Origin of the sequence: Nocardia africana NBRC 100379, assembly GCF_001612635.1 — a bacterium.
Lineage (GTDB): Bacteria > Actinomycetota > Actinomycetes > Mycobacteriales > Mycobacteriaceae > Nocardia > Nocardia africana.
Window position 1 is genome coordinate 138,324 of record NZ_BDAV01000003.1, and the last position, 25,162, is coordinate 163,485.

Sequence of the window (25,162 nt, forward strand, 5' to 3'; positions counted from 1 at the left end):
CGCCGCATGTTGGTCGCGACGGCCGGTCAGGCGGAGCGGGCCGCGATCAGCCCGGCGACCATCGCGGCGACGGCGAAGCGGGGTTTGACGTTCAGGTCGAGCGCCTCGCGGCAGGCGAGGACGGCTTCGATGGAACGCAGCAGCCCCTCGGGCCGCACCTCGTCGGCCAGATCGCGGATCTGATCGGACAGGTCGGGATGGGTGAGGGTGATCGCCGGAGACGGAGGTGCCGCGGAGGTACCGAAACGCAGTGCCAGCGCGTCGCGGTACAGGCCCGCGACGTCGATCAGCGCCCGGTCGAGGGCATCGCGGCTGGTGCGGGTGGCGCGGGATTTCTGGCGGCGCTCGAGGTCCTTGAGCACACCGGCGGAACCGCGGGTCGCCGAGGCGGCGCCTTTGCCGGTGCCACCGGCGCCCAACGCGGTCGCCAGCTCGTCACGTTCGCGCTCGTCCCGTTCCGCGCTGACCTGTTTGGCCTCCTCCTCGGCGGATTTGACCAGCTCGTCACCCGCCGCGTAGGCCGCGGCCGGGCGAGCGACCGCCGAGACCAGCGACAATGCCCGGGTCCGGCGGGCACGGGCCTGCTCGTCGGTCGCGAGCCGGCGGGCGCGACCGACGTGTCCCCCGCTCACCGAGGCCGCCCACGCCGCCTGTTCCGGCTCCAGCCCGTCGCGCTCGCGCAGCACCTGGGCGATGGCGTCCACCGACGGCGTCACCAGATGAATATGCCGGCATCGGGATCGCAGAGTGACCGAGATGTCCTCCGGGTCCACCGACGGCGCGCACAGCAGGAACACGGTCCGCTCGGGCGGTTCCTCGACCACCTTCAACAGCACGTTGCCCGCGGCCTCGGTCAATCGGTCGGCATCCTCGATCAACACCACCTGCCACCGCCCGGTGCTGGGACGCCGCGCCGCGACCTGCACGATCTCGCGCATTTCCTTGGTGCCGATGCTCAGGCCCTCCGGAATCACCCGCCGGACATCGCCGTGGGTGCCGGCCATGGTGGTGGTGCAGGCATGGCAGTGGCCGCAGCCGGGAGTGCCCTCGGCCGTACATTGCAGCGCGGCCGCAAAGCACAGTGCCGCAACGGATCTGCCGGATCCGGGCGGCCCCGTGAACAGCCAGGAGTGCGTCATCGCCGAGGACGCGATTCCGGCACGCGCCGCCACGGCGGCAGCGGTCAACTCGGACTCGACCGAGTCCTGGCCCACGAGCCGATCGAAGACACCTGCCACGCGCTACACACTAATCGGCCGCACCGACAACCCCACCGGCACCGAGACGCTGCCCGCTACGAAGCCACCGCTACTACTCCGCCGGAGACTTCGCCGCCGCCTTCTTCGCGGGCGCCTTCTTGGCCGCGGTCTTCTTGGCGGTTGTCTTCTTGGCGGTCGCGGTGGTCTTCTTCGCCGTCGACTTCGCCGCGGTCTTCTTCGCCGGCGCCTTCTTCGCGGTCTTCTTGGCCGCCTTCTTCACCGGCCCCTTGGCGCGGCGATCGGCGAGCAGTTCGGAGGCGCGCTCGTCGGTGATCGACTCCACCTCGTCACCCTTGCGCAGGCTGGCATTGGTTTCGCCGTCGGTGACATACGGGCCGAACCGCCCGTCCTTGATGACCATCGGCTTGCCGGTGGCGGAGTCGTTGCCCAACTCCCGCAGTGGCGCCGCGCTCGCCGCCTGCCGTCCGCGCCGCTTGGGTTCGGCGTAGATCTTCAACGCCTCTTCCAGGCTCACGGTGAAGATCTGGTCTTCGGTGGCGAGCGAGCGAGAATCCGTGCCCTTCTTCAGATACGGGCCGTAGCGGCCGTTCTGCGCGGTGATTTCCTCACCGGATTCGGGATCCTTGCCGACCACCCGCGGCAGCGACAGCAGCTTCAGCGCATCATCGAGGGTGATGGTCGACAGGTCCATCGACTTGAGCAGCGACCCGGTCCGCGGTTTGGGTGCGGCGGCCTTCTTGGCGCCCTTCTTGCCGTCGAGATCGGCCTCCGGCTCGGGCAGGATCTCGGTGACATACGGCCCGAAGCGACCCTCCTTGGCCACGATCCGATGTCCGGTTTCAGGGTCCACACCGAGCGAGCGCCCCTCCTGCGGAGTGGCGAACAGCTTCTCCGCCACCTCGGGCGTCAACTCGTCCGGCGGCAGATCGTCGGGCAGATTGGCGCGCTGGGAGATCGGATCGCCATCCGGATCGTCCGGGTTCTGCACCATGCGCTCCAGATACGGACCGAAGCGCCCGACTCGGACCACGATGTCGCGGTCCTGGTCGTCGGTGAACATCTTGATCGAGTTGACCTCGCGGGCATCGATGTCGTCGAGCCGCTCACCGACCATCCGCTTCAGACCGCCCGAACGCGCCACCGACCCCTCGGCGCCGTGGTCACCGCCGAAGTAGAAGCTGGTCAACCAGTTTCCGCGCTGCTCGCGACCGCCGGCGATGGCGTCGAGATCGTCTTCCATGGCCGCGGTGAAATCGAAGTCGACCAGGCGGCCGAAGTACTCCTCCAGCAGGCCGACCACCGCGAACGCGACCCAGGACGGCACCAGCGCGCTACCGCGTTTGTAGACGTAGCCGCGGTCCAGAATGGTCTTGATGATCGAGGCGTAGGTCGACGGGCGCCCGATGCCCAGTTCCTCCAGCGCCTTGATCAGCGAGGCCTCGTTGTAGCGCGGGGGCGGATTGGTGGTGTGCCCATCGGGCGTCAGCTCGGTGGCGCTGACGTTCTGGCCCTCGGTCAGCGCCGGCAGGCGTGATTCCGCGTCGTCGGACTGACCGCCCGCGTCCTCGTCCACACTTTCCACATAGGCCTTGAGGAAGCCCGCGAAGGTGATGGTGCGACCGGATGCGGAGAACACGCATTCCTCGCCGGTACCGGCACGGCCGGTGATCCGGACCGTCAGCGTGGTGCCGCGCGCATCGGCCATCTGGGAGGCGACCGTGCGCTGCCAGATCAGCTCGTAGAGCCGGAATTCGTCCTGGTCCAGCCGGGCGTGCAGCTGGCCCGGCGTGGCGAAGGTGTCGCCCGCGGGCCGGATCGCCTCGTGCGCCTCCTGCGCGTTCTTGACCTTGCGGGTGTACTGCCGCGGCGTCGGGTGCACGAACTCCGGTCCGTACAACTGGGTCGCCTGCGCCCGCGCCGCGCTGATCGCCGACTCCGACAGCGTCGTGGAGTCGGTACGCATATAGGTGATGTAGCCGTTCTCGTACAGCCGCTGCGCCACCCGCATCGTGCGCTCGGACCCGAACCGGAGCTTGCGCGCGGCCTCCTGCTGCAGCGTCGAGGTCATGAAGGGCGCGTAGGGCCGCCGGGTATACGGCTTGGATTCGACCGAGGTGACCTGGAAATCCGCATTCTCCAGGGCAGCCGCCAGCCGCCGTGCCGCGGCTTCGTCGAGCACGGTGACACCGTTGCGTGCCTTGAGCAGGCCGTCGGATCCGAAATCCCGCCCGCCCGCGACCCGCGATCCGTCGACCGTGACCAGCCGCGCCCCGAAGATCCGCGGGTTGGCCTCGTCGCTCTCGCCGCCACCGGCGTCGAATTTCGCCGCGATATCCCAGTACTCGGCGGAGCGGAACGCGATGCGCTCGCGCTCGCGCTGCACGACGATCCGGGTCGCCACCGACTGCACACGGCCTGCCGACAGCCGCGGCATGACCTTCTTCCACAGCACGGGGCTGACCTCGTAGCCGTAGAGGCGATCGAGGATGCGCCGGGTTTCCTGGGCGTCGACCAGGTCGTTGTCGAGTTCGCGAGTGTCGGCCGCGGCGGCACGAATGGCCGGCTCGGTGATTTCGTGGAACACCATTCGCCGGACCGGAATCTTCGGCTTCAGCGTCTCGAGCAGGTGCCAGGCGATGGCCTCGCCCTCACGGTCGGGGTCGGTGGCCAGATACAGTTCGTCGGCATCGCGCAGCAGCGTCTTCAGTTCCGAGACCTTGGCCTTCTTGTCCGGACTGACGACATAGATCGGCTCGAAATCGTGGTCGACATCGACACCCAGCCGCGCCCAGGACTGGCCTTTGTATTTGGCCGGCACATCTGCGGCACCGCGCGGCAGATCCCGGATATGACCGACGGATGCCTCGACCGTATAACCGCGGCCCAGATAGGGCGCGATCTTGCGTGCCTTGGTCGGTGACTCGACGATGACGAGACGACGCAGGGGACGCCCCCGGCCGGATGCAGCCGCATCGGGCCCGGCGGAGGCCGCATCGGGAGTCGGCGATGCACCGCGGTCTCGTGTTGCCACCGGCGAACACACCTTTCCTGTCGACCCGCGCGGCGCAGGCGCGCGGCGCGCGGATGGGGCAAGAGGGAGAGACAAACATCTCCCACCAGAGACGTTTATACCGTGTTCCGCTGTCGTGGAGTCCGCACTGCGGGCCCGCGACCCAGGAGTCTCGGCTGTTCTGCGCGGCACTTCCCCGTTGGTACCGTCCGAACCGAAATGGCTGCGAACTGCAGAAAAACCCCCTTGTGGGCACTCGATCACATCGAAAAGCCCCGGTTTTCCATCGAGTCTACTTCCCCCGGATATGACTTGTCCCTCACCGCGTGCTCGCGGTGAGGGACGAGAGATCGGACCTTGTTGGGTTACTCGCTCAGCTGAGCGCGCGAACTCCGGTGGCCTGCGGGCCCTTGGTGCCCTGGCCGACCTCGAATTCGACCTTCTGGTTCTCCTCGAGGGTACGGAAGCCCGAACCCTGAATCTCGGAGTAGTGGACGAAGACGTCAGCGGAGCCGTCCTCGGGCGCGATGAAGCCGAACCCCTTCTCCGCGTTGAACCACTTCACAGTTCCCTGTGCCATTCTGTTCCTTCTCTTTCCATACCGGAACGGCGGACAAGTTAGGTTGGTCCACCGGGTCCGTTCCGACCGCTGTACTCTGTTCCCCCTGCAGGAAGCTTCAAGCACACCGTTCGCAACATCGATCCTGCTGATGGTTTGGACCTTTGATCCGTTCCCTCGAACACAGAAGCTTGCGACCGAGAACTAGTGAACCATGTCCGCGCGCAATTCGACAGCCGAGTTACCGACAATTTGCAAAAAAGATGATCTTGCGAATGTGCAGGTGAGGGGCACAATGCCCAAATCCAAACTTGAAGTAGGTTTGCTTAGCGATAACCGAGCGAGCGTTAGGCAAACAGACTGTGACGCAGGTCGCTACTCGGTACTGAATTGGCAGCTCGGACGAGGACGGCACACACGGTTCACACTTTCTTCGCGTCGAACGGTCTCGGTCCGATGAATCAGAAAGGCCCGGGATCCGACGCCGCCCCCGCCGAGGCGATCGGCTACGGGACATCGTTGCTGAATCGTGTCCTTTTCGGAGTGCCCGATGCGGAGAGTCGTATCACCCATGTGACCGAACTCCCGGCCCGGCCGGCACGCACTACCGGCTGGCCTTCCTGGGCTGGCCCGGACGTGGTCGACGCGCTGCGGGAATCGGGTGTCGACGCACCGTGGACGCATCAGATTCGAACCGCCGAGCTGGCCGCCGCCGGCACGCACGTGGTCGTCTGCACCGGGACCGCGTCGGGCAAATCCTTGGGTTATCAGCTGCCGGTATTGACCGACCTGCAGCGGGATTCGCGAGCGACCGCTCTGTATATATCGCCGACCAAAGCGCTCGGCGCCGATCAATTCCGCGCGGCCGCGCAGCTGACTCATGCCGGCAGCCTGCGCGATATCCATCCGGCCACCTACGACGGCGACACTCCGCCCGAGGTCAGGCAGTGGGTGCGAGCGAATGCGCGGTGGTTGTTCACCAATCCCGACATGCTGCATATCGGCATACTGCGGGCCCACCAGCGCTGGGCGCGGATGTTGCGACGGCTGCGCTATGTGGTGGTCGACGAATGCCACGCGTATCGCGGGGTGTTCGGGTCCCAGGTGGCGATGGTGTTGCGCCGGCTGCGGCGGCTGGCCGCACACTACGGCGCGAATCCCACCGTCGTCCTGTGCTCGGCCACCAGCGCCGATCCGGCCGCGGCGGCCGCACGGCTGATCGGTGCGCCGGTGACCGCGGTGACCGAGGACGGCTCCCCGCAGGGCGCTCGAACGGTCGCCCTGTGGGAGCCCCCGCTGCTCGGCGATCTGAGTGGCGAGAACGGCGCCCCGGTGCGGCGGGCGGCCACCACGGAGGCCGCCCGGATCATGACCGACCTGGTCGTCGAGGGTGCGCGGACATTGACCTTCGTTCGCTCCCGGCGGGCCGCCGAGGTCGTCGCGATCGACGTGCAGCGCATGCTGGCCGAGGTGGATCCGGCGCTGGCCGGGCGAGTGGCGGCCTATCGGGCCGGCTACCTGGCCGAGGACCGGCGGGAACTGGAGAACGGCCTGGCGGACGGGTCGTTGCTGGGCGCGGCCACTACGACCGCACTCGAACTCGGCGTCGACATCGCCGGGCTGGATGCCGTGGTGATGGCCGGTTTCCCGGGAACCGTCGCCTCGTTCTGGCAGCAGGCCGGCCGCGCGGGACGTCGCACCCAGGGCTCGCTGGTACTGCTGGTCGCCCGCGACGATCCGCTCGACACCTACCTCGTCCACCACCCGCACGCCCTGCTCGACAAGCCGGTCGAGGCGACCATCACCGATCCGCACAATCCCTACGTCGCCGGACCGCATCTGTTGTGCGCGGCCTGCGAACATCCCCTGACCGACGCCGAGATCGACGACCTCGGCGTCCGGGACGTGGCCGCCGACCTCGCCGCGCAGGGCCTGATCAAGCGCCGGGAGAACGGCAGCGGCCCGGCTCGCTGGTACCCGACCACGAGCGCGTACCCCCACGACGACGTGGATGTGCGCGGCGGAATCGGCTCGCAGATCGCGATCGTTGACACGACCAGCGGCCGGCTGTTGGGTAGCGCGGATTCCGGCCGGGCGCCCGCGACACTGCACGCCGGGGCGGTCCACCTGCATCAGGGTGAGACCTACGTGGTCGACGAACTGGACCTGGAGGCCGGAGTCGCCTTCGTCCACCCCGAGCAGCCCGGATGGACCACCAGCGCCCGGATGGTCACCTCGGTCGCGATCGACGAGCGCACGCACGAGCAGGTGTACGGCCGCGTCACCGTCGCCCTGGCCCGGGTCCGGGTGACCCGGCAGGTGATCGGTTATCTGCGCACGCTTCCCAGCGGAGAGGTTCTCGACCTCGTCGAACTCGATATGCCCGAGCAGACACTGCCGACCCAGGCCGTGCTCTACACCGTCACGCCGCGCCTGCTGGCCGCGGCGGGAATCGAGCCGCGCCGCGTACCCGGCGCACTGCACGCCGCCGAACATGCGGCGATCGGGATGTTGCCGCTGGTCGCGAGCTGCGACCGGTGGGATGTGGGCGGCGTTTCCATCGCCGAACACCCCGATACCGGGCTACCCACCGTCTTCGTCTACGACGGTCATCGCGGCGGGGCCGGCTTCGCCGAGCGCGGATTCTCCCGCCTGCGGACCTGGTTGGCCGCGACTCGGGCGGCCATCACCTCCTGTTCGTGCCCGCAGGGCTGCCCTTCCTGCGTCCAATCCCCCAAATGCGGCAACGGGAATTCCCCGTTGGACAAGGAAGGCGCGGCCGCCCTGCTGACGGCCGTCCTCGCCGATCTGCCCGACGAGGCGCCGAACTGACCCCCACGGGCAACATTTCAGCCCATGACCTGCCCGAATCCGTTTCGTGACGATGCGGACACCGGCGGTAGACGTCGGCGCTCCCGGACCGCGGGCCGGCATGCCGGTGTCGAAGCCGATGGGACAGGAGGGAATAAAAAGGAAGTCGATCATGTTAACCGGCGCATTGCCCTAGCGAATAACGGCCATGTGCGCATTCACATGTGCGCATTTATCGGAATCTCGCAGCGTCGAATGCTTGCGCAATTGCAACCACGGAATTGAATGCCGACCGAATGGAAAATCCGCAACACTTACCACTGCGGTGTGGCTCCGGTCACCCATTCTTTCTCACACCAACCGCCCGGTATTCATGATCGTTTTACCGCGTTCACCGGACCGGCCCGTGCGATCGCCACAACTGATCGCTTGCCCAAAAGAGCGAGTGTGACCGAACCGTCGACCGTGACCGTCACATCCCAATCCCGGACCGAACACGTCCGTACCCGCATCCGCATTCGCCGCACCACCGAATCCGCTTGGTCACAAGCCGCCTCGGCGCCGGAATCCAGTGCGCCCGCCGCGGCCAACGCCGCCGAATCGGCCGCACTCTGCGCTCGGTGGCGCGCACAGACCACCGCCGCGAACTGCACGATCACAACCGTCACCAGCAGCAGTGCGGTGAGCGCCAGACATGCCGTGACAGTGGCGCCCCCGTCGCATCCGCGGCCGCGGCGCGCGGCGGGCACTGCGGCCGGGGTCATTGCGGCTCGCCTGGTTCGCGGACCGCTACCGCTTCGGCCCCCAACCGCAGCATCGGGAGCAGCGGCGCCCGCGCCCGGACGGTGGCCACGATCCGGTCGCCCTCCGCTCGCAACTCGATATCGGCGCCGGGTGGTGCCACCCGCTGTGCCGCCGGCAGAGCTTCCGCCTCCGCACCCCGCGCCGCGAGACGAGCCGCTTCGCGAGCGGCGTCGATACAGCGGATCTGCATCGACGCCGCCAGCAACGCCCCCAAGCAGAGCACGACGACCACTACCACCGCCGCCAGCGCGATGGCCGCCTCGACCGTGACCGCGCCGCGTTCGCCCGGACGAGCGCACCTCATACGGTGGTGTTCAGTGCCCTGTCGATGATCTTCGTCAGCGCGTTCACGATGGAATCGCCGGTGACCACGGTGTACAGCACCGCCCCGAACGCCGCCGCCGCGATCGTCCCGATCGCGTATTCGGCGGTACTCATACCGTCGTCGGTCACCGCTACCTGGATCAGCCGCGAACGTAGTTCTCGCACAACCGATTGCGTCGCCGCCAGCATCGGTCTCCCCTTTCTCTACAGACGGCGCGGCGGATCCGCGCCGAATCTCTCGTGTGGTCACCACAACCCACCGCCCAGCACACGACCGGCCAGTCCGGCGACCACCGGGACGATGCCGAGGCAGACGAAGGCCGGCAGGAAGCACAGCCCGAGCGGGCCGCTGATGAGCACGCCCGCACGTTCCGCACGCGCCGCGGCCGCATCCTCGACCGCCGCGCGGCACTTCTCCGCGAGTTCGGAGACCGCAGCGGTCAGTGCCGCACCGGACCGGGCCGAACGGCGCACCAGCCGAGCGAGCGCGTACATCTCCGCGACAGGCGCTTCCCGGGCCGCGCGTTCCCAGGCGGTAACCGGGTCCGCGCCGAGCGCCAGTAGATCCGCCGCCCGGCGCAGCGCCGCGGCGAAGGGCTGCGGGGCGGTCGAGGACACCGCGCGGGCCGCCGTCGCGGTCGGCAGACCCGCCCGCAGGCATGAGGCGAGCAGATCCAAAGCCGAGGCGACGGCCAGTGGGTCACCGGCGGCCGGGCGCAGGGCCTGCCGCGGGGCGGGAGCGGCGCCGTGGGCCGCGCGAAGGCGGCCGACCGGTGTGATCCGGCCCGGAAGGGCGAGCAGCGCGGCACCGGAACAGAGCAGTGCCATCGAGAGCCCGTTCATACCGATACCCGCCGCGTGATGGCATCCGCCCACAGCAACCCCACACCGATGAGTCCGGCACCGAGCGGAAACACGAGGGTTCCGACCCCTCGGCTCATCAGCACCTGCAGCGGGTGCGCGCCCATCAGCTGTCCGAGCGCGATGCCGAGCAGCGGGAGTCCGGCCAGCACCGCGGCGCTGGCACGCGCACCCGCCAGTGCGGCGGTCGTGCGCTCGCTGAACCGTATTCGCCCGGCGAGGTCGTCGCGGGCCGCGCTCAGCAGTTCGGCCAATGCCAGGCCGTGCCGCTCGGCCACCTCCCACGCGTCCGCGACACGATCCAGTTCGGTCGTGACGGCGCAGGAACGACCGCGCAATCCGTCCGCGGCCGAACCACCGAGCCGGGCCCGGGCGGCACTCACCGCGAAGGCCGCGCCGACCGTTCCACCGATCTCCGCGGCCGCGACCGCGGCGGCAGCGCTGGGATGCGCACCGGTGCGCAGTTCACCGATCACCACTTCCAGCCCTTCCAGCAGTTTCCGGCATTCGTCGTCGTGGCGGCGTTCCTCGCGGCGTTTACTCGAGCGCACGGTCAGCGTGGTGGCGAGCACCGCGGCGGCACCCGCGGTCCCGGGGCCGAAGACGACCGCCGCGGCCACCGCCGAAACCACCATCCCTCGAAAGAGCCAGCGCCCAGGGATATTTCGCGTTTCGTCCCGTCGTCCGCACACGGCGCGGAGCCGGTGCCGCCGGGGCCTGGTCGGCAGGAGCAGCAGCGCTGCCGCGCCGCACAGCAGGCACACGGTCATTGCCGCAACCGTTCGTTCAGCATCCGATGCAACGCGGTATTCGCCGGCGCCACAACGGCATCCGCCGACCAAGCCGTCTCGATGCGCACGCCGGCCTCCCCCTCGCGGGTCACCAAGCCGATCTCCTGCAGGACTCGTCCGCCGTCGGGGCGGCGGCGCATCGCGAGTACGACCTGGACGGCCGCGGCGAGCTGACTGTGCAACCCCGCCCGTCCCATGCCGCCCAGTGCCGCAAGGGCTTCCAGACGAGCGGGCACCTCACGTGACGAGTTCGCGTGTACCGTTCCGGCGCCCCCGTCGTGTCCGGTATTCAGTGCGGTGAGCAGGTCCACAACCTCGGCCCCACGCACCTCTCCGATGACGATCCGATCCGGACGCATACGCAGCGCCTGCCGGACGAGGTCCCGGACCGTGATGGCGCCCGCGCCCTCCACATTGGCGATTCGCGCGACCAACCGGACGACATGCGGATGCGGCGGCGACAGTTCGGCGGCGTCCTCGACACACACGATGCGTTCGGCGGGGTCGACGTGCGCCAGCAGAGCAGACAACAACGTGGTCTTCCCGGCGCCGGTGCCGCCGACCACCAGGAATGCCAGCCGTGCGCGAATGATCCTCTCCAGCAGCAGTTCCGACTCCGGCGTGAGCGTTCCGGACTCGGTCAGTCCGCGCAGACTGTGGCCGATCGGGCGCAGCACCCGCAGCGAGATACACGTTCCGCCCTGCGCGATGGGCGCGAGGACCGCGTGCAGCCGCACACCGAAGCTCTCGCCGGGCGCGCGCTCGTATTCCGGCAATCGCCCGTCCACCCACGGTTGCGCATCGTCGAGCCTGCGGCCCGCGGCGAGCGCCAGACGCTGGGCCAAGCGTCGCACCGCCGCTTCGTCCGGGAAGCGGATCGAGGTGCGTTCCAGACCGCTCCCCCGATCGATCCACACCGCATCCGGTGCGGTCACCAGCACATCGGAGACCCGGGCATCGTGCAGCAGCGGCTCCAGCGCGCCGGCGCCCGTCATCTCCGTCTGCAGCAGGCGCAGTGCGCGCAGCAGGTCCGTATCGCCGAGGACCCGGCCGGCTTCGGCGCGGATGGCGGCGGCCAGGCGTGCCGGATCGTGTTCACCGGGCTCGGCGGCCAGCCGCTCCCGAACCCGGTCGAGGAGTTCGGCACTTACCACGCCGCTCATCGAGCGCCCTCCGGCAGCACGGACAGCACCGACTCCGCCCCGGCCGAGAGCGGCCCGCGCCTGAGCGCGAGGCCGCCGCGTTCCAGATCGGCCGCGAGTCCGGGTTGGGCGCGCATGGCCGCCAGCAACGGCAGCCCCAGCGCCTCCGCGATATCGCGACCGCGCAGCCCGCCGGGCGCGGGTCCTCGAACGACCAAGGCCTGGTTCGGATTTCGGCGGCGGATGTCCGCCACGGCGGCCCCCGCGGCAGCCACCGCACGCAACCGGGCCGGCACGACGAAGACGACGAGATCGGCGGCGTCGAGGAGATGGTCGATATGCGGACCCCGACTGCCGGAGATATCGCACACCACCAGATCGCCGGCGCCGCGGCCCGCCTCGACGACGGCGCGGGCCGCGCCGGTGCCGATCTCGTCCGGTCCGGAGCCCGCCGGTCTGCTACAGGCCAGAACGCCGAGTCCCGGTGCGGCGGTGGGTAGTGCGTCGTGCAGGGCTTGCGCGGCCACCCGGCCGTCCTCGACGGAGAGGTCGGGCCAGCGCAGGCCCGGCACCGACTCGAGACCCAGCAGCAGATCGATGCCGCCGCCGAGCGGGTCGCCGTCGATCAGCAGAATCCGCGGCCGGAACCGCCGGGCCGCGGCGGCCAGGGCCAGCGTCGCGGCGAAGACCGAGGCGCCGGCACCACCTCCTGCGCCGACGACTGCCAGGACGAGTCCGTCCCCCGGATCGCGCCAGGCGTAGGCGGCGAAGGCCTCGATCAGTGTTTCGGTGGCGTTCGGCAGGGCGATGACCTGCTCCGCACCGACCGCCGCGGCGGCCTGCCAGTGGTCGAGATCCGGTTCACCGCTGCCGACCAGCACGACGCCCGAGCGCCGCGGATATCCGGCGGACGCGCAGGTACGCGCCGCCGCCAGATCGATGATCACCAGCGCGGCGGCGGCCCAGGCATGCCTCCCCACGGGCATCGACCGTTCATCCAGGCCGCGGTCGGCGGCGGCCGCGATGCGACGCACCTCGTCGCGCAACCGGTGGTCACCGACCAGCACCAGCGCCGGAGGAGGAACTGCTGCAACGGAATTCATGTCAGCCAGCCTCACCCGGATCGGCAGGGCGAACCAGGGCCCCGGCACCGAATGTGGACAACTCGCGGGCTGTGGACAAACACTGCACGCCGAGTAACAGCTGAACAGTCCGGAAATAGAGGACGGCCCCAGCCGGGGGGGGAGGAGGCTGGGGCCGTCGGGGTTCAGCCCCGGGGGGTCGGGCTGAACGCGCCTGGACCATGTCCAGGTGCCAGCAATACTACACCCAGAAACCGGCCGCAATGCAAGTCCATCGCGTCACGAAGTTTCGGCCCCGAGCGGGCGGCTCGAGGGGCGCGGACGGGGGCGTGTGGCCGGGCTGAACGCCGCATCGGAGGGGAAGCTCCCTATTCTGGAGCCGTGACGGCCGAGGGCGACCAAACAGCTACGAACGATCGGGCCGCCGGGGATACCGGGCACCCGCGCCACCGCAACGATGCAGCAGCGAACCGCGCGTACGAGACGACGGACGTTCCGTCCACGCCCCGGATCGCCGCATTCTTCGATCTGGACAAGACGGTCATCGCCAAGTCGAGCGCGTTCGTCTTCAGCCGGCCTTTCTTCGCGCAGGGCCTGATCGATCGGCGCACCGTCCTGGAATCCAGTTACGCGCACTTCCTGTTCCTGCTCTCCGGCGCCGACCACGACCAGATGGAGCGGATGCGCGAACATCTGACCAAGATGACCGCCGGCTGGGACGTCTCGCAGGTGCGCTCGATCGTCGCCGAAACGCTGCACGAACTGGTCGATCCGCTGATCTACGCGGAGGCCTCGGACCTGATCGCCGACCACAAGATCCGCGGCCACGACGTCGTGATCGTCTCGGCGTCGGGCGAGGAGATCGTCGCCCCGATCGCGGCCGCGCTGGGCGCGACGCATACCGCCGCCACGCGCATGGTGGTCGAAAACGGTAAGTACACAGGCGAAGTCGAGTTCTACTGCTACGGCGAGGGCAAGGTCGAGGCGATCGAGAAGCTGGCCGCGACCGAGCACTACGACCTCTCGCGCTGCTACGCCTACTCCGATTCGATCACCGATCTGCCGATGCTCTCGGCGGTCGGACATCCCACCGCGGTCAACCCCGACCGGAACCTGCGACGCGAGGCGGTGGCCCGGGAGTGGCCGATCCTGACCTTCTCCAATCCGGTGTCACTGTGGTCGCGCATTCCCGCGCCGTCGACCACGACGGTGGCCGCCACCGCGGTGGTCGGAGTGAGCGCGGTACTGGCCGGAGCCCTCAGTTACCGGCTGCTGCGCCGACGCCGCTGAGGATGGCGCTCCGGACGCATCGCGGCTGGTCAACGACGCGCAACCCATCGATGTAACCACGATTCGAGGGGCCACACGCCGATTATGAGTAATGTCCTTTCGACCCTTGATGTGAGGGGTCTCACAGAGTAACAATGGACGCACGGAGGGGCGGAAGGCCAAGATCGAAACGGAAGAGAAGGTTCGATCTCCCATCCGCACTTCCCAGCACGGACGCCAGGCACCCACGCGGAGCGCGCCGCGACAAGGGCAGAAGCGTTGTGGGCCTGCGAAATTCGAATTCACGTCGGCAATGGCCTCGCACAGGTTGCGGGGATGAACCGGCGGGGTTCGGATGATCGCCGAGGCCGCAGAACACAACCCGAGAAGCACGCTTGGTAACCGGGTAGTCCGTGCTAGCGGGCGGTGAGGCCGACGACGGCTACGCCGCCCGCTTCGATGTGCGGACCCGTTTCGCAATCGCTGTGATCAGCGCTCACCCCACCGCGATCAGCGCTCACCCCACCGCGCTCATGCCGCCGCATCGGCGATCGATCGCGCCTCGCGGGCACCGTCTTCCAGCGCGCCACAGCAGAACACCACCCAGCCGCCCACCCCCTCGGCCGTACCCTCGGCGAAGCCCGCCGCGGCGTCGATGTAGGCCTGGCGGCGTCGCAACCAGAAGACCTCGGGTACACCCAGGCTGTGCGGATCCAGGCCGCTCGCGACGGCCACCAGCCGTGACGCCCCCCGCGCCACGACGCCGTCGGCGGAGCCGAAGGGGCGCAACGACATCAACTCGCCGTGCACCACCGCGGCCAGCACGGGGGCCGGCGCATTCGAGGTCAGCACGGTCTGAGCCAGCAGATCGAGTCGCTCGGCGATACCCGGCTCGGGGCGCGGACGGCCGAGTTCGATTTCGTCGTCGACCAGATCGGCGGCGGCGAGCAGATGCAGGCGAGCCAGCGCCTGCAGCGGCGCGCGCTGCCACACGCCGACCAGATTCCGCAGGGCGTCACCGTCCAGGGCCTGTCCGACCCGCAATGCCCCGGCGAGAATCGGATCGGCGACCCGGCCGTCGGCGGGCAGTTCGGTGGCCCCGCCGTCGATCGCCGCCGAGGAGCGCGCCGCGCGGACCGCCGCCTCGGCCGCCGTCGTCGGCCAGCCTCGCCGGTTCGCCTTGTGCCGGTGGACTTCGGCGAGCGCATCGCGGGCGCGGTCGGCCGCATCGCGGACACCGGGCAGGTCGACCAGGGGCTGCAGCACGTCGCTCACGACCCACACGCTAGCCGAGCGCACCCCACGGCCGACCGGGGTCCGCTTCCCGGGCCCACCGTTCGGGACCGGTACGCGGCGCAGGTCACAGTCCGTTAGGGTCACATCGTGGCCGCGGTCACGCTGCGGCCGACGCGTATCCGATGGACAGGCCCGATGGAGGCGAGATGACCGACACCACCGCTGAGCACCGAGACGTGTACCCGCCTACCGCCGAATTCGCCGCGGCAGCCAATGCCGATGCGTCCATCTACGAGCGGGCAGCGGCGGATCGCGAGGGGTTCTGGGCCGAGCAGGCGCAGCGGCTGCACTGGCATCAGCCGTGGGATCGGGTGCTGGACTGGGACGATGCCCCGTTCGCGCGCTGGTTCACCGGCGGCAAGCTCAATGTGGCCTACAACTGCGTGGACCGCCACGTCGCCGACGGCTACGGCGACCAGGTCGCCATCCACTGGGAAGGCGAGCCCGGTGATTCCCGCTCGATCACCTACGCCCAGCTGCAGGCCGAGGTGAGCCAGGCCGCCAACTACTTCACCGAACTCGGCCTGGTCGCCGGCGACCGGGTCGCGATCTACATGCCGATGGTCCCCGAGGCCATCGTGTCGATGCTGGCCTGCGCGCGGCTGGGCCTGACCCATTCGGTGGTCTTCGCCGGGTTCTCCCCCAGCGCCCTGCGCCAGCGCGTCGACGACGCCGAGGCCCGCCTGGTGATCACCACCGACGGCCAGTGGCGCCGTGGCAAGGCCGCACCGCTGAAGGAAGCCGTCGACGAGGCGCTCTACGCCCACGGCGACGTCCCACACAGCGTCGAACACGTACTGGTGGTGCGACGCACCAACATCGAGATCCCGTGGACCGAGGGCCGCGACCTGTGGTGGCACGACACCGTCGCCCAGGCGAGCACCGAGCACGAGGCTCAGCCCTTCGATGCCGAGCACCCGCTCTACATCCTCTACACCTCCGGCACCACCGGGAAACCCAAGGGCATCCTGCACACCTCGGGCGGCTATCTGACCCAGGTCGCCTACACCCACCACTACGTGTTCGACCACAAACCCGGCGCCGACGTGTACTGGTGCACCGCCGACATCGGCTGGGTCACCGGGCACTCCTACATCGTGTACGGCCCGCTGGCCAACCGCGCCACCCAGGTCGTCTACGAGGGCACCCCCAACTTCCCCGACGAGCACCGGCACTGGCAGATCATCGAAAAGTACGGTGTCACAATCTATTACACCGCGCCCACGCTGATCCGCACCTTCATGAAGTGGGGCCGCGACATTCCCGACGCCCACGACCTGTCCTCGCTGCGCGTGCTCGGCTCGGTCGGCGAACCGATCAACCCCGAAGCGTGGCGCTGGTACCGCGAAGTCATCGGCGCCGGCACCGCGCCCATCGTCGACACCTGGTGGCAGACCGAAACCGGCGCCATCATGATCTCCCCGCTGCCCGGCATCACCGCCGCCAAACCCGGCGCCGCCATGGCACCACTGCCCGGCATCTCCGCCAAAGTCGTCGACGAGGAAGGCAATCCGGTCGAAATCAATCGAACCGAAGCCGAATCTTCGGACCGCTCCGCAAGCTCCGCGGTCGTCGGATACCTCGTCCTGGATCAGCCGTGGCCGTCGATGCTGCGCGGCATCTGGGGTGACGACGAACGCTACAAGGCCACCTACTGGGAACGCTTCGCCGCCCAGGGCTGGTACTTCGCCGGTGACGGCGCCAAGATCGACGCCGACGGCGCGCTGTGGGTCCTCGGCCGCGTCGACGACGTCATGAACGTCTCCGGCCACCGCATCTCCACCGCCGAAGTCGAATCCGCCCTCGTCGGACACCACAGCGTCGCCGAAGCCGCGGTCGTCGGCGCCAGCGACGCCACCACCGGACAGGGCATCGTCGCCTTCGTCATCCTCACCGGCGGCTCGAACAACTCCGGACAGCAACTCGTCGACGAACTCAAGGCCGAGGTCTCCCGCGAGATCAGTCCGATCGCGCGCCCCCGCGAGATCCACATCGTGCCCGAACTGCCCAAGACCCGCTCCGGCAAGATCATGCGCCGCCTGCTGCGCGACGTCGCCGAAGGCCGCGAACTCGGCGACACCTCCACCCTCGTCGACCCCAACGTGTTCGAAGCCATCCGCGCCTCCAACGCCTGATCGACCCCGCATTCCGAGCCCACGTCCGGTGCCGCACCGGGCGTGGGCTCGACCGTTCGCGGCGACGGAGGTCGGAGGCGGCGGAAAATGGCCACACTCGGGCCGGTAAAATTTCCCCGAGGAGTGCCGGGAAGTCTGGTCGGCGTGTGGTTGGTGAGCCCGTTGCGGGAGTACCCGCCGCAGTCGCCGTCCGCTCCCGAGAGGACCTCCGTGATCGTCGCGCTGCGCTCCGAGCTCGTACGTTATCTCCGCACCGAAACCGTCGGCGGCGCAGTGCTGCTCGTCATGGCGGCCGTGGCGCTGCTGTGGGCCAATTCTCCTTGGCGCGACAGCTATTTCGCAATGGTGGACACCACCCTCGCGATCCCGCCGCTGCACCTGGACCTCACGTTGGGCGACTGGACCGAGGACGGTCTGCTCGCGGTGTTCTTCTTCGTCGCCGGGCTGGAGCTCAAACGCGAACTCGTCGTCGGTGAGCTGGCCGATCGCAAACGGGCCACGCTGCCGGTGGTGGCCGCGGTGGGCGGCGTGATCACCCCGGCGGTGATCGCCTTCGCCATCGGCTGGGGTGTGCCGGGGATGGATCGCGGCTGGGCGATTCCGGTGGCGACCGACATCGCCTTCGCGCTCGCGGTGCTGGCCATGACCGGCTCGCGAATTCCGGCCGGGGCGAGGGTGTTTCTGCTCAGCCTGGCCGTCGTCGACGATCTGATGGCGATCGTGTTGATCGCGGTGCTGTTCACCACCACGGTGGCCGCCGGCTGGCTGGCCGGCGCGGCCGCCTGCTTCGCGGGCTGGGCCGTGGCGCAGCGGCTGCGTATTCGCACCCCGCTGGTGTACGTGCCGCTGGCGCTGCTGTCGTGGTACGCCCTGCACGAGGCGGGGATTCATCCCACCCTGGCGGGGGTGATCTGCGGGCTGCTGACCCGGGTACGTCCGGATCCGGACGAGGACGAGGCGCCGGCGGCCCGGCTCGAGCATCTGTTCCAGCCGATCTCCGCGGGCGTGTGCGTCCCGCTGTTCGCCCTGTTCGCCTCCGGAGTTCCGTTGTCCACCAAGGTTTTCGGCGAGATGTTCACCTCCCGGCTGTCACTGGCGATCATCGCCGGACTGCTGGTCGGCAAGACCGTGGGCATCTTCGGCTCGAGCTGGCTGGCGATCCGGTTCGGAATCGCCGCTCGGCCCGCGGGTCTCGGCAATCGGGATATGTCGGCCCTGTCGGTACTGGGCGCGATCGGTTTCACCGTTAGCCTCTTGGTGGCAGAACTCGCGTTGCCCGACCGGGCCACGACCGAACTGGCGAAAGCCGCCGTGTTGATGACGTCCTTGGCGGCCTCTCTGCTCGGTTCGGCGCTACTGTTGCGGCGTGGGCGGGCGCATCAGGCGCGGCGAGACGCGAGTGCGGCCACCGAATACGAGTGAAGGCCGGACAGCACCGGGACATGGAGAAGGGTCGAGCAATTGAGCTTCACAAACGGCGGTAACGACGCGGGCCGAAACCGGACCATCACCTCGATTCCGCTGTCCGAGGTCGATACCACCGCGAATGCCAGCGTCGGGGATCTGGTGCGCGACGCCGCCGAGCAGATGTCGACCCTGGTCCGCGCCGAGGTGGAGCTGGCCAAGGCCGAGGTGACCGGCGAGATCAAGAAGGGTCTGCAGGGCAGCGTCTTCTTCATCGGCGCGCTGACGGTGCTGCTGTTCTCCTCGTTCTTCTTTTTCTTCTTCCTCGCCGAGCTGCTGGATGTGTGGCTGTACCGGTGGGCGGCGTTCCTGATCGTCTTCGCGCTGATGATCGTCGTGGTGGCCGTGCTGGCGCTGCTCGGCTACCGGAAGGTCCGCAAACTGCGGGCGCCGGAGAAGACGATCGAATCGCTCAAGGAAACCGCGGCGGTGCTGCCGCACGGCTTCGGATCGCACGCCGACGGCCCGGCCGACAAGCCGACGGCATAGTCCGGCTATTACGCTTTCGGCGTGTCGTCGAATCCGCTTCCCGATCCGTCCAGCGTCCGCTTCGACGGCCCGTGGACGCATCGCGATGTGCACGCCAACGGCATCCGATTCCACATCGCCGAGGGCGGTGCCGACGACGCGGTGGGCGATGCCGCGCGGCCGCTGGTCGTCCTCCTGCACGGCTTCGGCGATTTCTGGTGGTCGTGGCGGCATCAGCTGACCGGGCTCACCCAGGCCGGCTACCGCGCGGTCGCGGTCGATCTGCGCGGGTACGGCGATTCCGACAAACCGCCGCGCGGCTACGACGGCTGGACGCTGGCCGGTGATATCGCCGGCCTGGTGCGGGCGCTCGGGCATACCGACGCCACCCTGGTCGGCCATGCCGAAGGTGGACTGGTCTGCTGGGCGACCGCCGTTCTGCATCCGCGGGTGGTGCGCTCGATCGCGCTGATCGCCTCACCGCATCCGGTGGCGCTGAAGCGGGCCGTGCTGCGCGATCGTCGCCAGCGCGCGGCCTATCTGCCGAATTTCCTGCGGTATCAGCTGCCGCGCTACGGCGAGCGCCGGCTCACCCGGCAGGACGGATTCGAAATCGAACGCCTCGTGCGCGAGCGGGTCGCGCCGCGGTGGGCGGGCACTACGGAGTTCGTCGACACCGCGCAGCGCATGCGCTCGGCGATCCGGATACCCGGCGCGGCCCACTGTGCCCTGGAATATCAGCGCTGGGCCTTCCGTAGTCAGTGGCGCCCCGACGGCCGCCGCTTCCTGGCGGCGATGCGCGAACCCGTCCGCGTGCCGACGCTGATCCTGCGCGGCGACGCCGACCAGTACATACTCGAATCGACGGTGCGCGGCGCCGGCAAACTCGCACCGGACCGCCGGGTGGTCACGATCCCGCAGGCCGGGCACTTCGCCCACCAGGAGAACCCGGACGCCGTGACGACGGAGCTGTCGAAACTGCTCGGCGACCCGGCCACCGCGCAATACGCCTAGCGCGGGAACACGTTCGCGTCCTGCTCACCGCACCGGACGCCTGCACGGTCGCAACGGCCCGTCCACAACGCCGGCCGAGGCCACGGCGCGTCAGCTCAGGACACAGTCACCGGTGCCGACGGGGGCGTTCGAATTCGGCGCGGCCTGCAGATCGGATTCGACCTCCTTCAAGGTGAGCACATAGCCGGTGTCGTCGTCGGTGACGGCGGCGCCGAAGACCACGCCCAGCACCTCACCGTCGGTGTCCACCAGCGGCCCACCGGAATTGCCGGCACGCACCCGGCCGCGCACGGTGTAGACCTGACGTTCGACGGTGTTGCTCTTGTAGATGTCGGGACCGGTCAGCTCGAGCGTCTCGCGCACCCGGGCCGCGCTGGCGGTGTACGGGCCACCGCCGGGGTAGCCGAGCACGATCGAGCTCTGCCCGGATTTTCCGGGCGACGGGGCGAGCGGGATCACCGGCGCGTTGAGCCCGGGAACGGCCAGGATGGCGATGTCCTTGGACGGGTCGAACAGCACCACCGTCGCGTCCAGGCGGCCGCGCGCGGTGTCGACCTGCACGGTGGAAGTCCCCGCGACCACGTGCGCGTTGGTCATGATGCGCTCGGGCGCCACGACGAATCCGGACCCTTCCAGCGCGCGCTGACAACTCGGCGCCACACCGTTCACCCGCAACACGCTGTGCTGGAGATTCAATGCGACGGGCGTGTCGAGAACGCTCGGGTCCGGCGGCTCGACCGCGGCGATCGGCGCCCGGCCGAACGGGCCGATCACCTCGGGCAGGCCCGAGGTGTTGAGCAGTTTGGAGAATTCGTTCGGCACGCGGCGCAACCAGTTCGGCGCGACCCCATTCACGTCGGCGAGTACCCGGGAGCCGTTGACCGCGGCGGCGATACCCGGCTGCGAGGACGATGCGAGCGGCAACGCCAGCAGCCAGGCGGTGACCAGCACGGCCACACACTGCAGCGCCGCACCCACGACGCTGTCGATACTGCGGGTGAACGGATGCCGCATACCGCTGCGCGCGGCGCGGCCCAGCACCATGCCCGCCACCTCGCCGACGATCACCAGCGCGACGATCAGCACGACGCCGACCAGGACCCGCTTCCGGCCCTCGCTGATGTGCTGCAGGATGTGCGGCGCGATCAGGATGCCGGCGACCGCGCCGAGCACCACGCCGAGAAATCCGAGCGCCGAGGCCACCGCGCCCTGTCTCCACCCCGAGGTGGCAGCCAGCAGCGCGATGATCACGACCGCGAGGTCGAGCCACCCGGAACTACTCATAACGTCATCCCCACTGCCGCGAGCGAGGCCTGCAGATCACGCACATCGTGGTGATCCCAGTCCCGCTCCCATCCCGATACCGCAAGCAGACCGGCGAGCACACCGGCGGTGAAACCCCAGACGAGCATGCCATCGACCGCGAACGCCGGTCCCATGTACCCCAGCGGATGGCGAACGACGAATCGGTTCGCCGGGTCGATCAGATCCGCCAGCGGCACCCGCACCACGCGGGCGGCCTCGGTCTCGCTGACCACCCGCACCTCACCGGGCGTGCGCCAATACGCGACCACCGGCGTGACGTCGAACCGGGACGGCGGGACGAAGATCTTGGGCAGGATCGCGAACGGTTCCACGCCCACGGGGTCCAGACCGGTTTCCTCGCGCGCCTCGCGCAGCGCGGTGCCGACGGGACCGTCGTCACCCGGTTCCACCCCGCCGCCGGGAAAGGCGACCTGTCCGCGGTGCTGGCGCAGGGTGGCGGCGCGCTGGGTCAGCAACACGTCGGCGTCGGCCGGGAGACCGCCGCGGGCTCCGGAATCGGATTCCGGCGAACCGCCGAACAGGACGAGGACGGCGGCCTCGCGGGGGCGCAGAGCGGCCGCGGCCACCTTGCCCGCGGTGCGTCTGAGCACTTGGTTCACGCCCGTCGGATCGGCCGGTTCGTGTTCGGCCACTCCGCGCAACCAGTCGGGGATATCGGTGGCGAGCAGTTGCGGCCGGTTCTCAGCTGTCGAATTGTCGTTCATCTCGGATCTATCGGGCACGGACGAGGCCTTCCACGGTGGTGCGCACTGCCTGCCCGTTCACACCCGCACCCCCAATTCCTGCGCGACGGTGGCGGCGACGTCGTCTGCGGTGTCGAACGGCCGGACCACCACCTTCGCGATCGAACCGTCGGCGCGGACCAGTACCGAGACCGGCAGCACGGCCGGCGCTCGCACGGCCGTGCGCACCTTTCCGGTGCCGTCCTGCATACCCGGCAGACGCACGTCGAGGTCGCGCAACCGGGCCAGCGCCTTGCCCTCGTCGGGATCGCTGTGCACGGTCACGACGGTCAGCGCGTTACCGGCGCGCGCCGAGAATCGCTGCAACGCGGGCAGTTCCCGGGCGCACGGCTCACACCAGTAGGCCCACAGATTCACCAGGGCCGGACGCCCGGCCAACGATGCGCCGAGATCGACCGGACGGCCGTCGGCCAGACATCCGAGCGTGATTCCGGCCAGCGGACCGGAGGCCGGCGCGGGCTGCTGGGCCGTCGCGGCGCCCGGGCGCGGACAGTCGGCCAACGCGGCCGCGGCACGCTGACCGTCGGAGGCGGACGCGGGGCCGCCCTGCACCGCGGTGGCGGTCACGGACGGACTGTGGTGGTCGCCGCGCGGCCAGACCGCGACCGCGAGTGCCACCACGGCTATGAGAACGACGAATGTCCATCGCCACGCCGTCGGAACCGACTTCACCGGCCCACCAATTCGAGCAGATGCTCGGCCTCGGGTCCCTTCACCAGTGCGGCGGCCGTCACGGGGTCGGTCGGGCCGATTCCGAACGAGGGGCAATCCTTGGCCAGCAGGCACGCGCCGCACGCCGGTTTACGGGAATGGCAGACGCGGCGGCCGTGGAAGATCACCCGATGCGAGAGCATCGTCCATTCCTTGCGCTCGATCAGTTCGCCGACGGCGTGTTCGATCTTGACCGGATCGTCCTCGGTGGTCCATTTCCACCGCTGCACCAGCCGCGAGAAATGGGTATCGACAGTGATTCCCGGCACATCGAAGGCGTTGCCGAGGATGACATTGGCGGTCTTGCGCCCGATCCCCGGCAGCTTCACCAATTCGGCCAACGTGTGCGGCAGGACGCCGTCGTGGTGTTCCAGCAGCGCCTGCCCCAGACCGATCAGCGAACTCGTCTTGTTGCGATAGAAGCCGGTGGGCCGGATGTATTCCTCGAGTTCCGTGCGATCGGCCTCGGCATAGGCCTTGGCGTCGCGATACCGGGCGAACAATGCCGGAGTCGTCTGATTCACCCGGACGTCGGTACATTGCGCGGAAAGGATTGTGGCCACGGCCAATTCGAGCGGGGTGGTGAAATCCAGTTCGCAGTGCGCGTCGGGAAATGCCAGCGCCAGCGTGCGATTCATCCGCCGGGCGCGGCGTACCAGACCCAGCCGGGTTTCGCCGGCGAATCGGGCGGCCGGTTTCGAGTTCGCGGGCGCGGATTTCTGCGGAAGTTTTTTTCGAGCCGGAGAACTCGATTCGGTCGATGTGACCGACGCCGCATCGGTGGCCGTCGCGGCCGTCTCGTGCCCGTTCACGGCGGTGGATCTGGGTTCACGCACTCGTCCACCATACGGAACCGCACCGACGTGAGCGCGATCGCGAACAATCCCCGTGTTCCATCTGAGACCTTCTCCGTGTTTACTCACCCGTATGCAAGGACTCGCTGTGGTGCTCTTCCCGGTGGTGTTGATGCTTTTCGCACTGTTCATGGAACGTGTCGAGAACCGGCTGCGCAAGCTGCTCGAACCGGGTGAAGAGGTCCAGCAATATCTGGACAGGGCCAGCAATGCCGAGGTCAACGAGCTGGCGAAGTTGGGCGTGCCCGCACACGCCGGCTCCGGCGGCCGCCGTCGTAATCGCGACGAATTGGACGTCGCCCAGGCCAGTTAGACCGATTCCGCCGTCCGGCGACACCACCGCACCCGACCCGCGAATACTCGAGCCCGGGAACTTTCCGCGACGCCGCGCCCGTTCACAAACCGCACGTTACGTGGTGTCTGTCACTACGCTGCGTGGTTGGCAAGTAGACTGCACTGTCGGCCGAACGCTTCGGTCCAGCACTGTGGCGAGCGACGCCGAGCCAGGCGGCAGCCTGCGTACCACGTAGGGACCCGCTGACGCCGCAGTAAGCACCGTCAATTCCCATAAGGAGCACATTCGTGGACGAGGCCCTCGCCAGAGCAGGCATCTTCCAAGGCGTAGAGCCCACCGCGGTGGCTGCTCTCGCCAAACAGCTTCAGCCGGTGGATTTTCCACGTGGCCATGTCATTTTCAATGAGGGCGAGCCCGGCGATCGGCTGTACATCATCACGTCGGGCAAGGTGAAGATCGGCCGCCGTTCCCCGGACGGGCGCGAGAATCTGCTGACCATCATGGGCCCGTCGGATATGTTCGGCGAGCTTTCGATCTTCGACCCGGGCCCGCGTACCTCCACGGCCACCACCGTGACCGAGGTGCGTGCGGTGACCATGGATCGCGATGCGCTCAAGGCGTGGATCGACCAGCGGCCGGAGATCGCCGAACAGTTGCTGCGGGTGCTCGCCCGCCGCCTCCGCCGTACCAACAACAACCTGGCCGACCTGATCTTCACCGATGTCCCGGGTCGAGTCGCCAAGGCGCTGTTGCAGCTCGCGCAGCGGTTCGGCACTCAGGAGGCCGGTGCCCTGCGGGTCACCCACGACCTCACCCAGGAAGAGATCGCCCAGCTGGTCGGCGCCTCGCGCGAGACGGTGAACAAGGCCCTGGCCGATTTCGCCCACCGCGGGTGGCTGCGGCTCGAGGGCAAGAGCGTGCTGATCTCCGATTCGGAGCGGCTGGCTCGCCGGGCGCGGTAGGGATTTCCCACCGCGCTCCGG

23 protein-coding genes are annotated in these 25,162 nt (G+C 68.9%); 8 read left to right on the plus strand and 15 right to left on the minus strand.

Annotated elements, in window-relative coordinates:
- Window positions 1-26: 26 nt before the first annotated feature.
- The 3 genes from NA3_RS03765 to NA3_RS03775 all read right to left on the minus strand — a co-directional run bounded on the left by NA3_RS03765 (window position 27) and on the right by NA3_RS03775 (window position 4,810).
- On the minus strand, window positions 27-1,238 hold the full coding sequence (locus tag NA3_RS03765) for a DNA polymerase III subunit delta' (RefSeq protein WP_062962152.1): 1,212 nt from the start codon (window positions 1,236-1,238) through the stop codon (window positions 27-29).
- Window positions 1,239-1,311: 73 nt separating this feature from the next.
- Window positions 1,312-4,164 carry a type I DNA topoisomerase gene (topA, locus tag NA3_RS03770; RefSeq protein ID WP_062962207.1) on the minus strand — a complete coding sequence of 951 codons (2,853 nt, stop codon included), beginning with the start codon at window positions 4,162-4,164 and terminating at the stop codon, window positions 1,312-1,314.
- 439 nt (window positions 4,165-4,603) lie between these two features.
- On the minus strand, window positions 4,604-4,810 hold the full coding sequence (locus NA3_RS03775) for a cold-shock protein (RefSeq protein WP_011206895.1): 207 nt from the start codon (window positions 4,808-4,810) through the stop codon (window positions 4,604-4,606).
- Between the two features lie 435 nt (window positions 4,811-5,245).
- Here NA3_RS03775 and NA3_RS03780 point away from each other — a divergent pair, with 435 nt between their 5' ends.
- Window positions 5,246-7,621: a DEAD/DEAH box helicase gene (locus NA3_RS03780; RefSeq protein ID WP_084491037.1), complete on the plus strand. Its 2,376-nt coding sequence runs from the start codon at window positions 5,246-5,248 to the stop codon at window positions 7,619-7,621.
- A gap of 350 nt (window positions 7,622-7,971) precedes the next feature.
- Here NA3_RS03780 and NA3_RS03785 read toward each other — a convergent pair whose 3' ends face one another.
- The 7 genes from NA3_RS03785 to ssd form a co-directional block, all read right to left on the minus strand.
- Window positions 7,972-8,364, minus strand: a complete 393-nt coding sequence (locus tag NA3_RS03785) for an Rv3654c family TadE-like protein (protein ID WP_062962153.1) — start codon at window positions 8,362-8,364, stop codon at window positions 7,972-7,974.
- Complete coding sequence (locus NA3_RS03790; RefSeq protein WP_062962154.1) at window positions 8,361-8,708, minus strand: TadE family type IV pilus minor pilin; 348 nt, start codon at window positions 8,706-8,708, stop codon at window positions 8,361-8,363. Before NA3_RS03790 ends, NA3_RS03785 begins: the two co-directional genes overlap by 4 nt.
- Window positions 8,705-8,917: a DUF4244 domain-containing protein gene (locus NA3_RS03795; protein ID WP_062962155.1), complete on the minus strand. Its 213-nt coding sequence runs from the start codon at window positions 8,915-8,917 to the stop codon at window positions 8,705-8,707. Before NA3_RS03795 ends, NA3_RS03790 begins: the two co-directional genes overlap by 4 nt.
- 57 nt (window positions 8,918-8,974) lie before the next feature.
- Window positions 8,975-9,571, minus strand: coding sequence for a type II secretion system F family protein (locus tag NA3_RS03800; RefSeq protein ID WP_062962156.1), 597 nt, complete (start codon window positions 9,569-9,571; stop codon window positions 8,975-8,977).
- The gene (locus NA3_RS03805; protein WP_308189570.1) at window positions 9,568-10,224 is read right to left on the minus strand and encodes a type II secretion system F family protein; all 657 of its coding nucleotides are present in this window, start codon (window positions 10,222-10,224) and stop codon (window positions 9,568-9,570) included. Before NA3_RS03805 ends, NA3_RS03800 begins: the two co-directional genes overlap by 4 nt.
- 131 nt (window positions 10,225-10,355) lie before the next feature.
- Window positions 10,356-11,543 carry a TadA family conjugal transfer-associated ATPase gene (locus NA3_RS03810; RefSeq protein WP_062962158.1) on the minus strand — a complete coding sequence of 396 codons (1,188 nt, stop codon included), beginning with the start codon at window positions 11,541-11,543 and terminating at the stop codon, window positions 10,356-10,358.
- Window positions 11,540-12,625 (minus strand): septum site-determining protein Ssd, encoded by a 1,086-nt coding sequence (gene ssd, locus NA3_RS03815; RefSeq protein WP_062962159.1) that lies wholly within the window; start codon window positions 12,623-12,625, stop codon window positions 11,540-11,542. The genes NA3_RS03810 and ssd overlap by 4 nt, the downstream gene beginning before the upstream one ends.
- 489 nt (window positions 12,626-13,114) lie before the next feature.
- On the opposite strand from ssd, the gene NA3_RS03820 reads away from it, so the two are divergent.
- Window positions 13,115-13,894, plus strand: coding sequence for an HAD family hydrolase (locus NA3_RS03820; RefSeq protein ID WP_062962209.1), 780 nt, complete (start codon window positions 13,115-13,117; stop codon window positions 13,892-13,894).
- A 510-nt stretch (window positions 13,895-14,404) separates the two neighbouring features.
- On the opposite strand, the gene NA3_RS03825 is transcribed toward NA3_RS03820, so the two are convergent.
- Entirely contained in the window at window positions 14,405-15,148 is a 744-nt protein-coding gene (locus tag NA3_RS03825; RefSeq protein WP_062962210.1) for a Fic family protein, read from the minus strand.
- A 167-nt stretch (window positions 15,149-15,315) separates the two neighbouring features.
- On the opposite strand from NA3_RS03825, the gene acs reads away from it, so the two are divergent.
- From acs to NA3_RS03845, 4 genes are all read left to right on the plus strand, one after another.
- Complete coding sequence (gene acs / locus NA3_RS03830) at window positions 15,316-17,304, plus strand: acetate--CoA ligase (RefSeq protein ID WP_062962160.1); 1,989 nt, start codon at window positions 15,316-15,318, stop codon at window positions 17,302-17,304.
- Between the two features lie 210 nt (window positions 17,305-17,514).
- A complete protein-coding gene (gene nhaA, locus NA3_RS03835; protein ID WP_062962211.1) occupies window positions 17,515-18,726 on the plus strand; it encodes a Na+/H+ antiporter NhaA in 1,212 nt (403 codons plus the stop codon).
- Window positions 18,727-18,765: 39 nt separating this feature from the next.
- A complete protein-coding gene (locus NA3_RS03840; protein ID WP_062962161.1) occupies window positions 18,766-19,257 on the plus strand; it encodes a phage holin family protein in 492 nt (163 codons plus the stop codon).
- 21 nt (window positions 19,258-19,278) lie between these two features.
- On the plus strand, window positions 19,279-20,250 hold the full coding sequence (locus NA3_RS03845) for an alpha/beta fold hydrolase (RefSeq protein WP_062962162.1): 972 nt from the start codon (window positions 19,279-19,281) through the stop codon (window positions 20,248-20,250).
- Between the two features lie 90 nt (window positions 20,251-20,340).
- On the opposite strand, the gene NA3_RS03850 is transcribed toward NA3_RS03845, so the two are convergent.
- The 4 genes from NA3_RS03850 to nth are packed head-to-tail and all read right to left on the minus strand — an operon-like array spanning window position 20,341 to window position 23,668.
- Window positions 20,341-21,534, minus strand: a complete 1,194-nt coding sequence (locus NA3_RS03850) for a MarP family serine protease (protein ID WP_062962163.1) — start codon at window positions 21,532-21,534, stop codon at window positions 20,341-20,343.
- Window positions 21,531-22,280 (minus strand): NUDIX hydrolase, encoded by a 750-nt coding sequence (locus NA3_RS03855; RefSeq protein ID WP_062962164.1) that lies wholly within the window; start codon window positions 22,278-22,280, stop codon window positions 21,531-21,533. Before NA3_RS03855 ends, NA3_RS03850 begins: the two co-directional genes overlap by 4 nt.
- 57 nt (window positions 22,281-22,337) lie before the next feature.
- Window positions 22,338-22,991 carry a TlpA family protein disulfide reductase gene (locus NA3_RS03860; protein WP_062962165.1) on the minus strand — a complete coding sequence of 218 codons (654 nt, stop codon included), beginning with the start codon at window positions 22,989-22,991 and terminating at the stop codon, window positions 22,338-22,340.
- Window positions 22,988-23,668: an endonuclease III gene (gene nth / locus NA3_RS03865; protein ID WP_084491087.1), complete on the minus strand. Its 681-nt coding sequence runs from the start codon at window positions 23,666-23,668 to the stop codon at window positions 22,988-22,990. The genes NA3_RS03860 and nth overlap by 4 nt, the downstream gene beginning before the upstream one ends.
- A 289-nt stretch (window positions 23,669-23,957) precedes the next feature.
- Between nth and NA3_RS03870 the strand changes: the two genes are divergently transcribed.
- Together NA3_RS03870 and NA3_RS03875 are read left to right on the plus strand one after the other, a co-directional pair.
- Window positions 23,958-24,197: a hypothetical protein gene (locus NA3_RS03870; protein ID WP_030516432.1), complete on the plus strand. Its 240-nt coding sequence runs from the start codon at window positions 23,958-23,960 to the stop codon at window positions 24,195-24,197.
- A 269-nt stretch (window positions 24,198-24,466) separates the two neighbouring features.
- Window positions 24,467-25,141, plus strand: coding sequence for a Crp/Fnr family transcriptional regulator (locus NA3_RS03875; RefSeq protein ID WP_019044571.1), 675 nt, complete (start codon window positions 24,467-24,469; stop codon window positions 25,139-25,141).
- The last annotated feature ends 21 nt before the right edge of the window (window positions 25,142-25,162 follow it).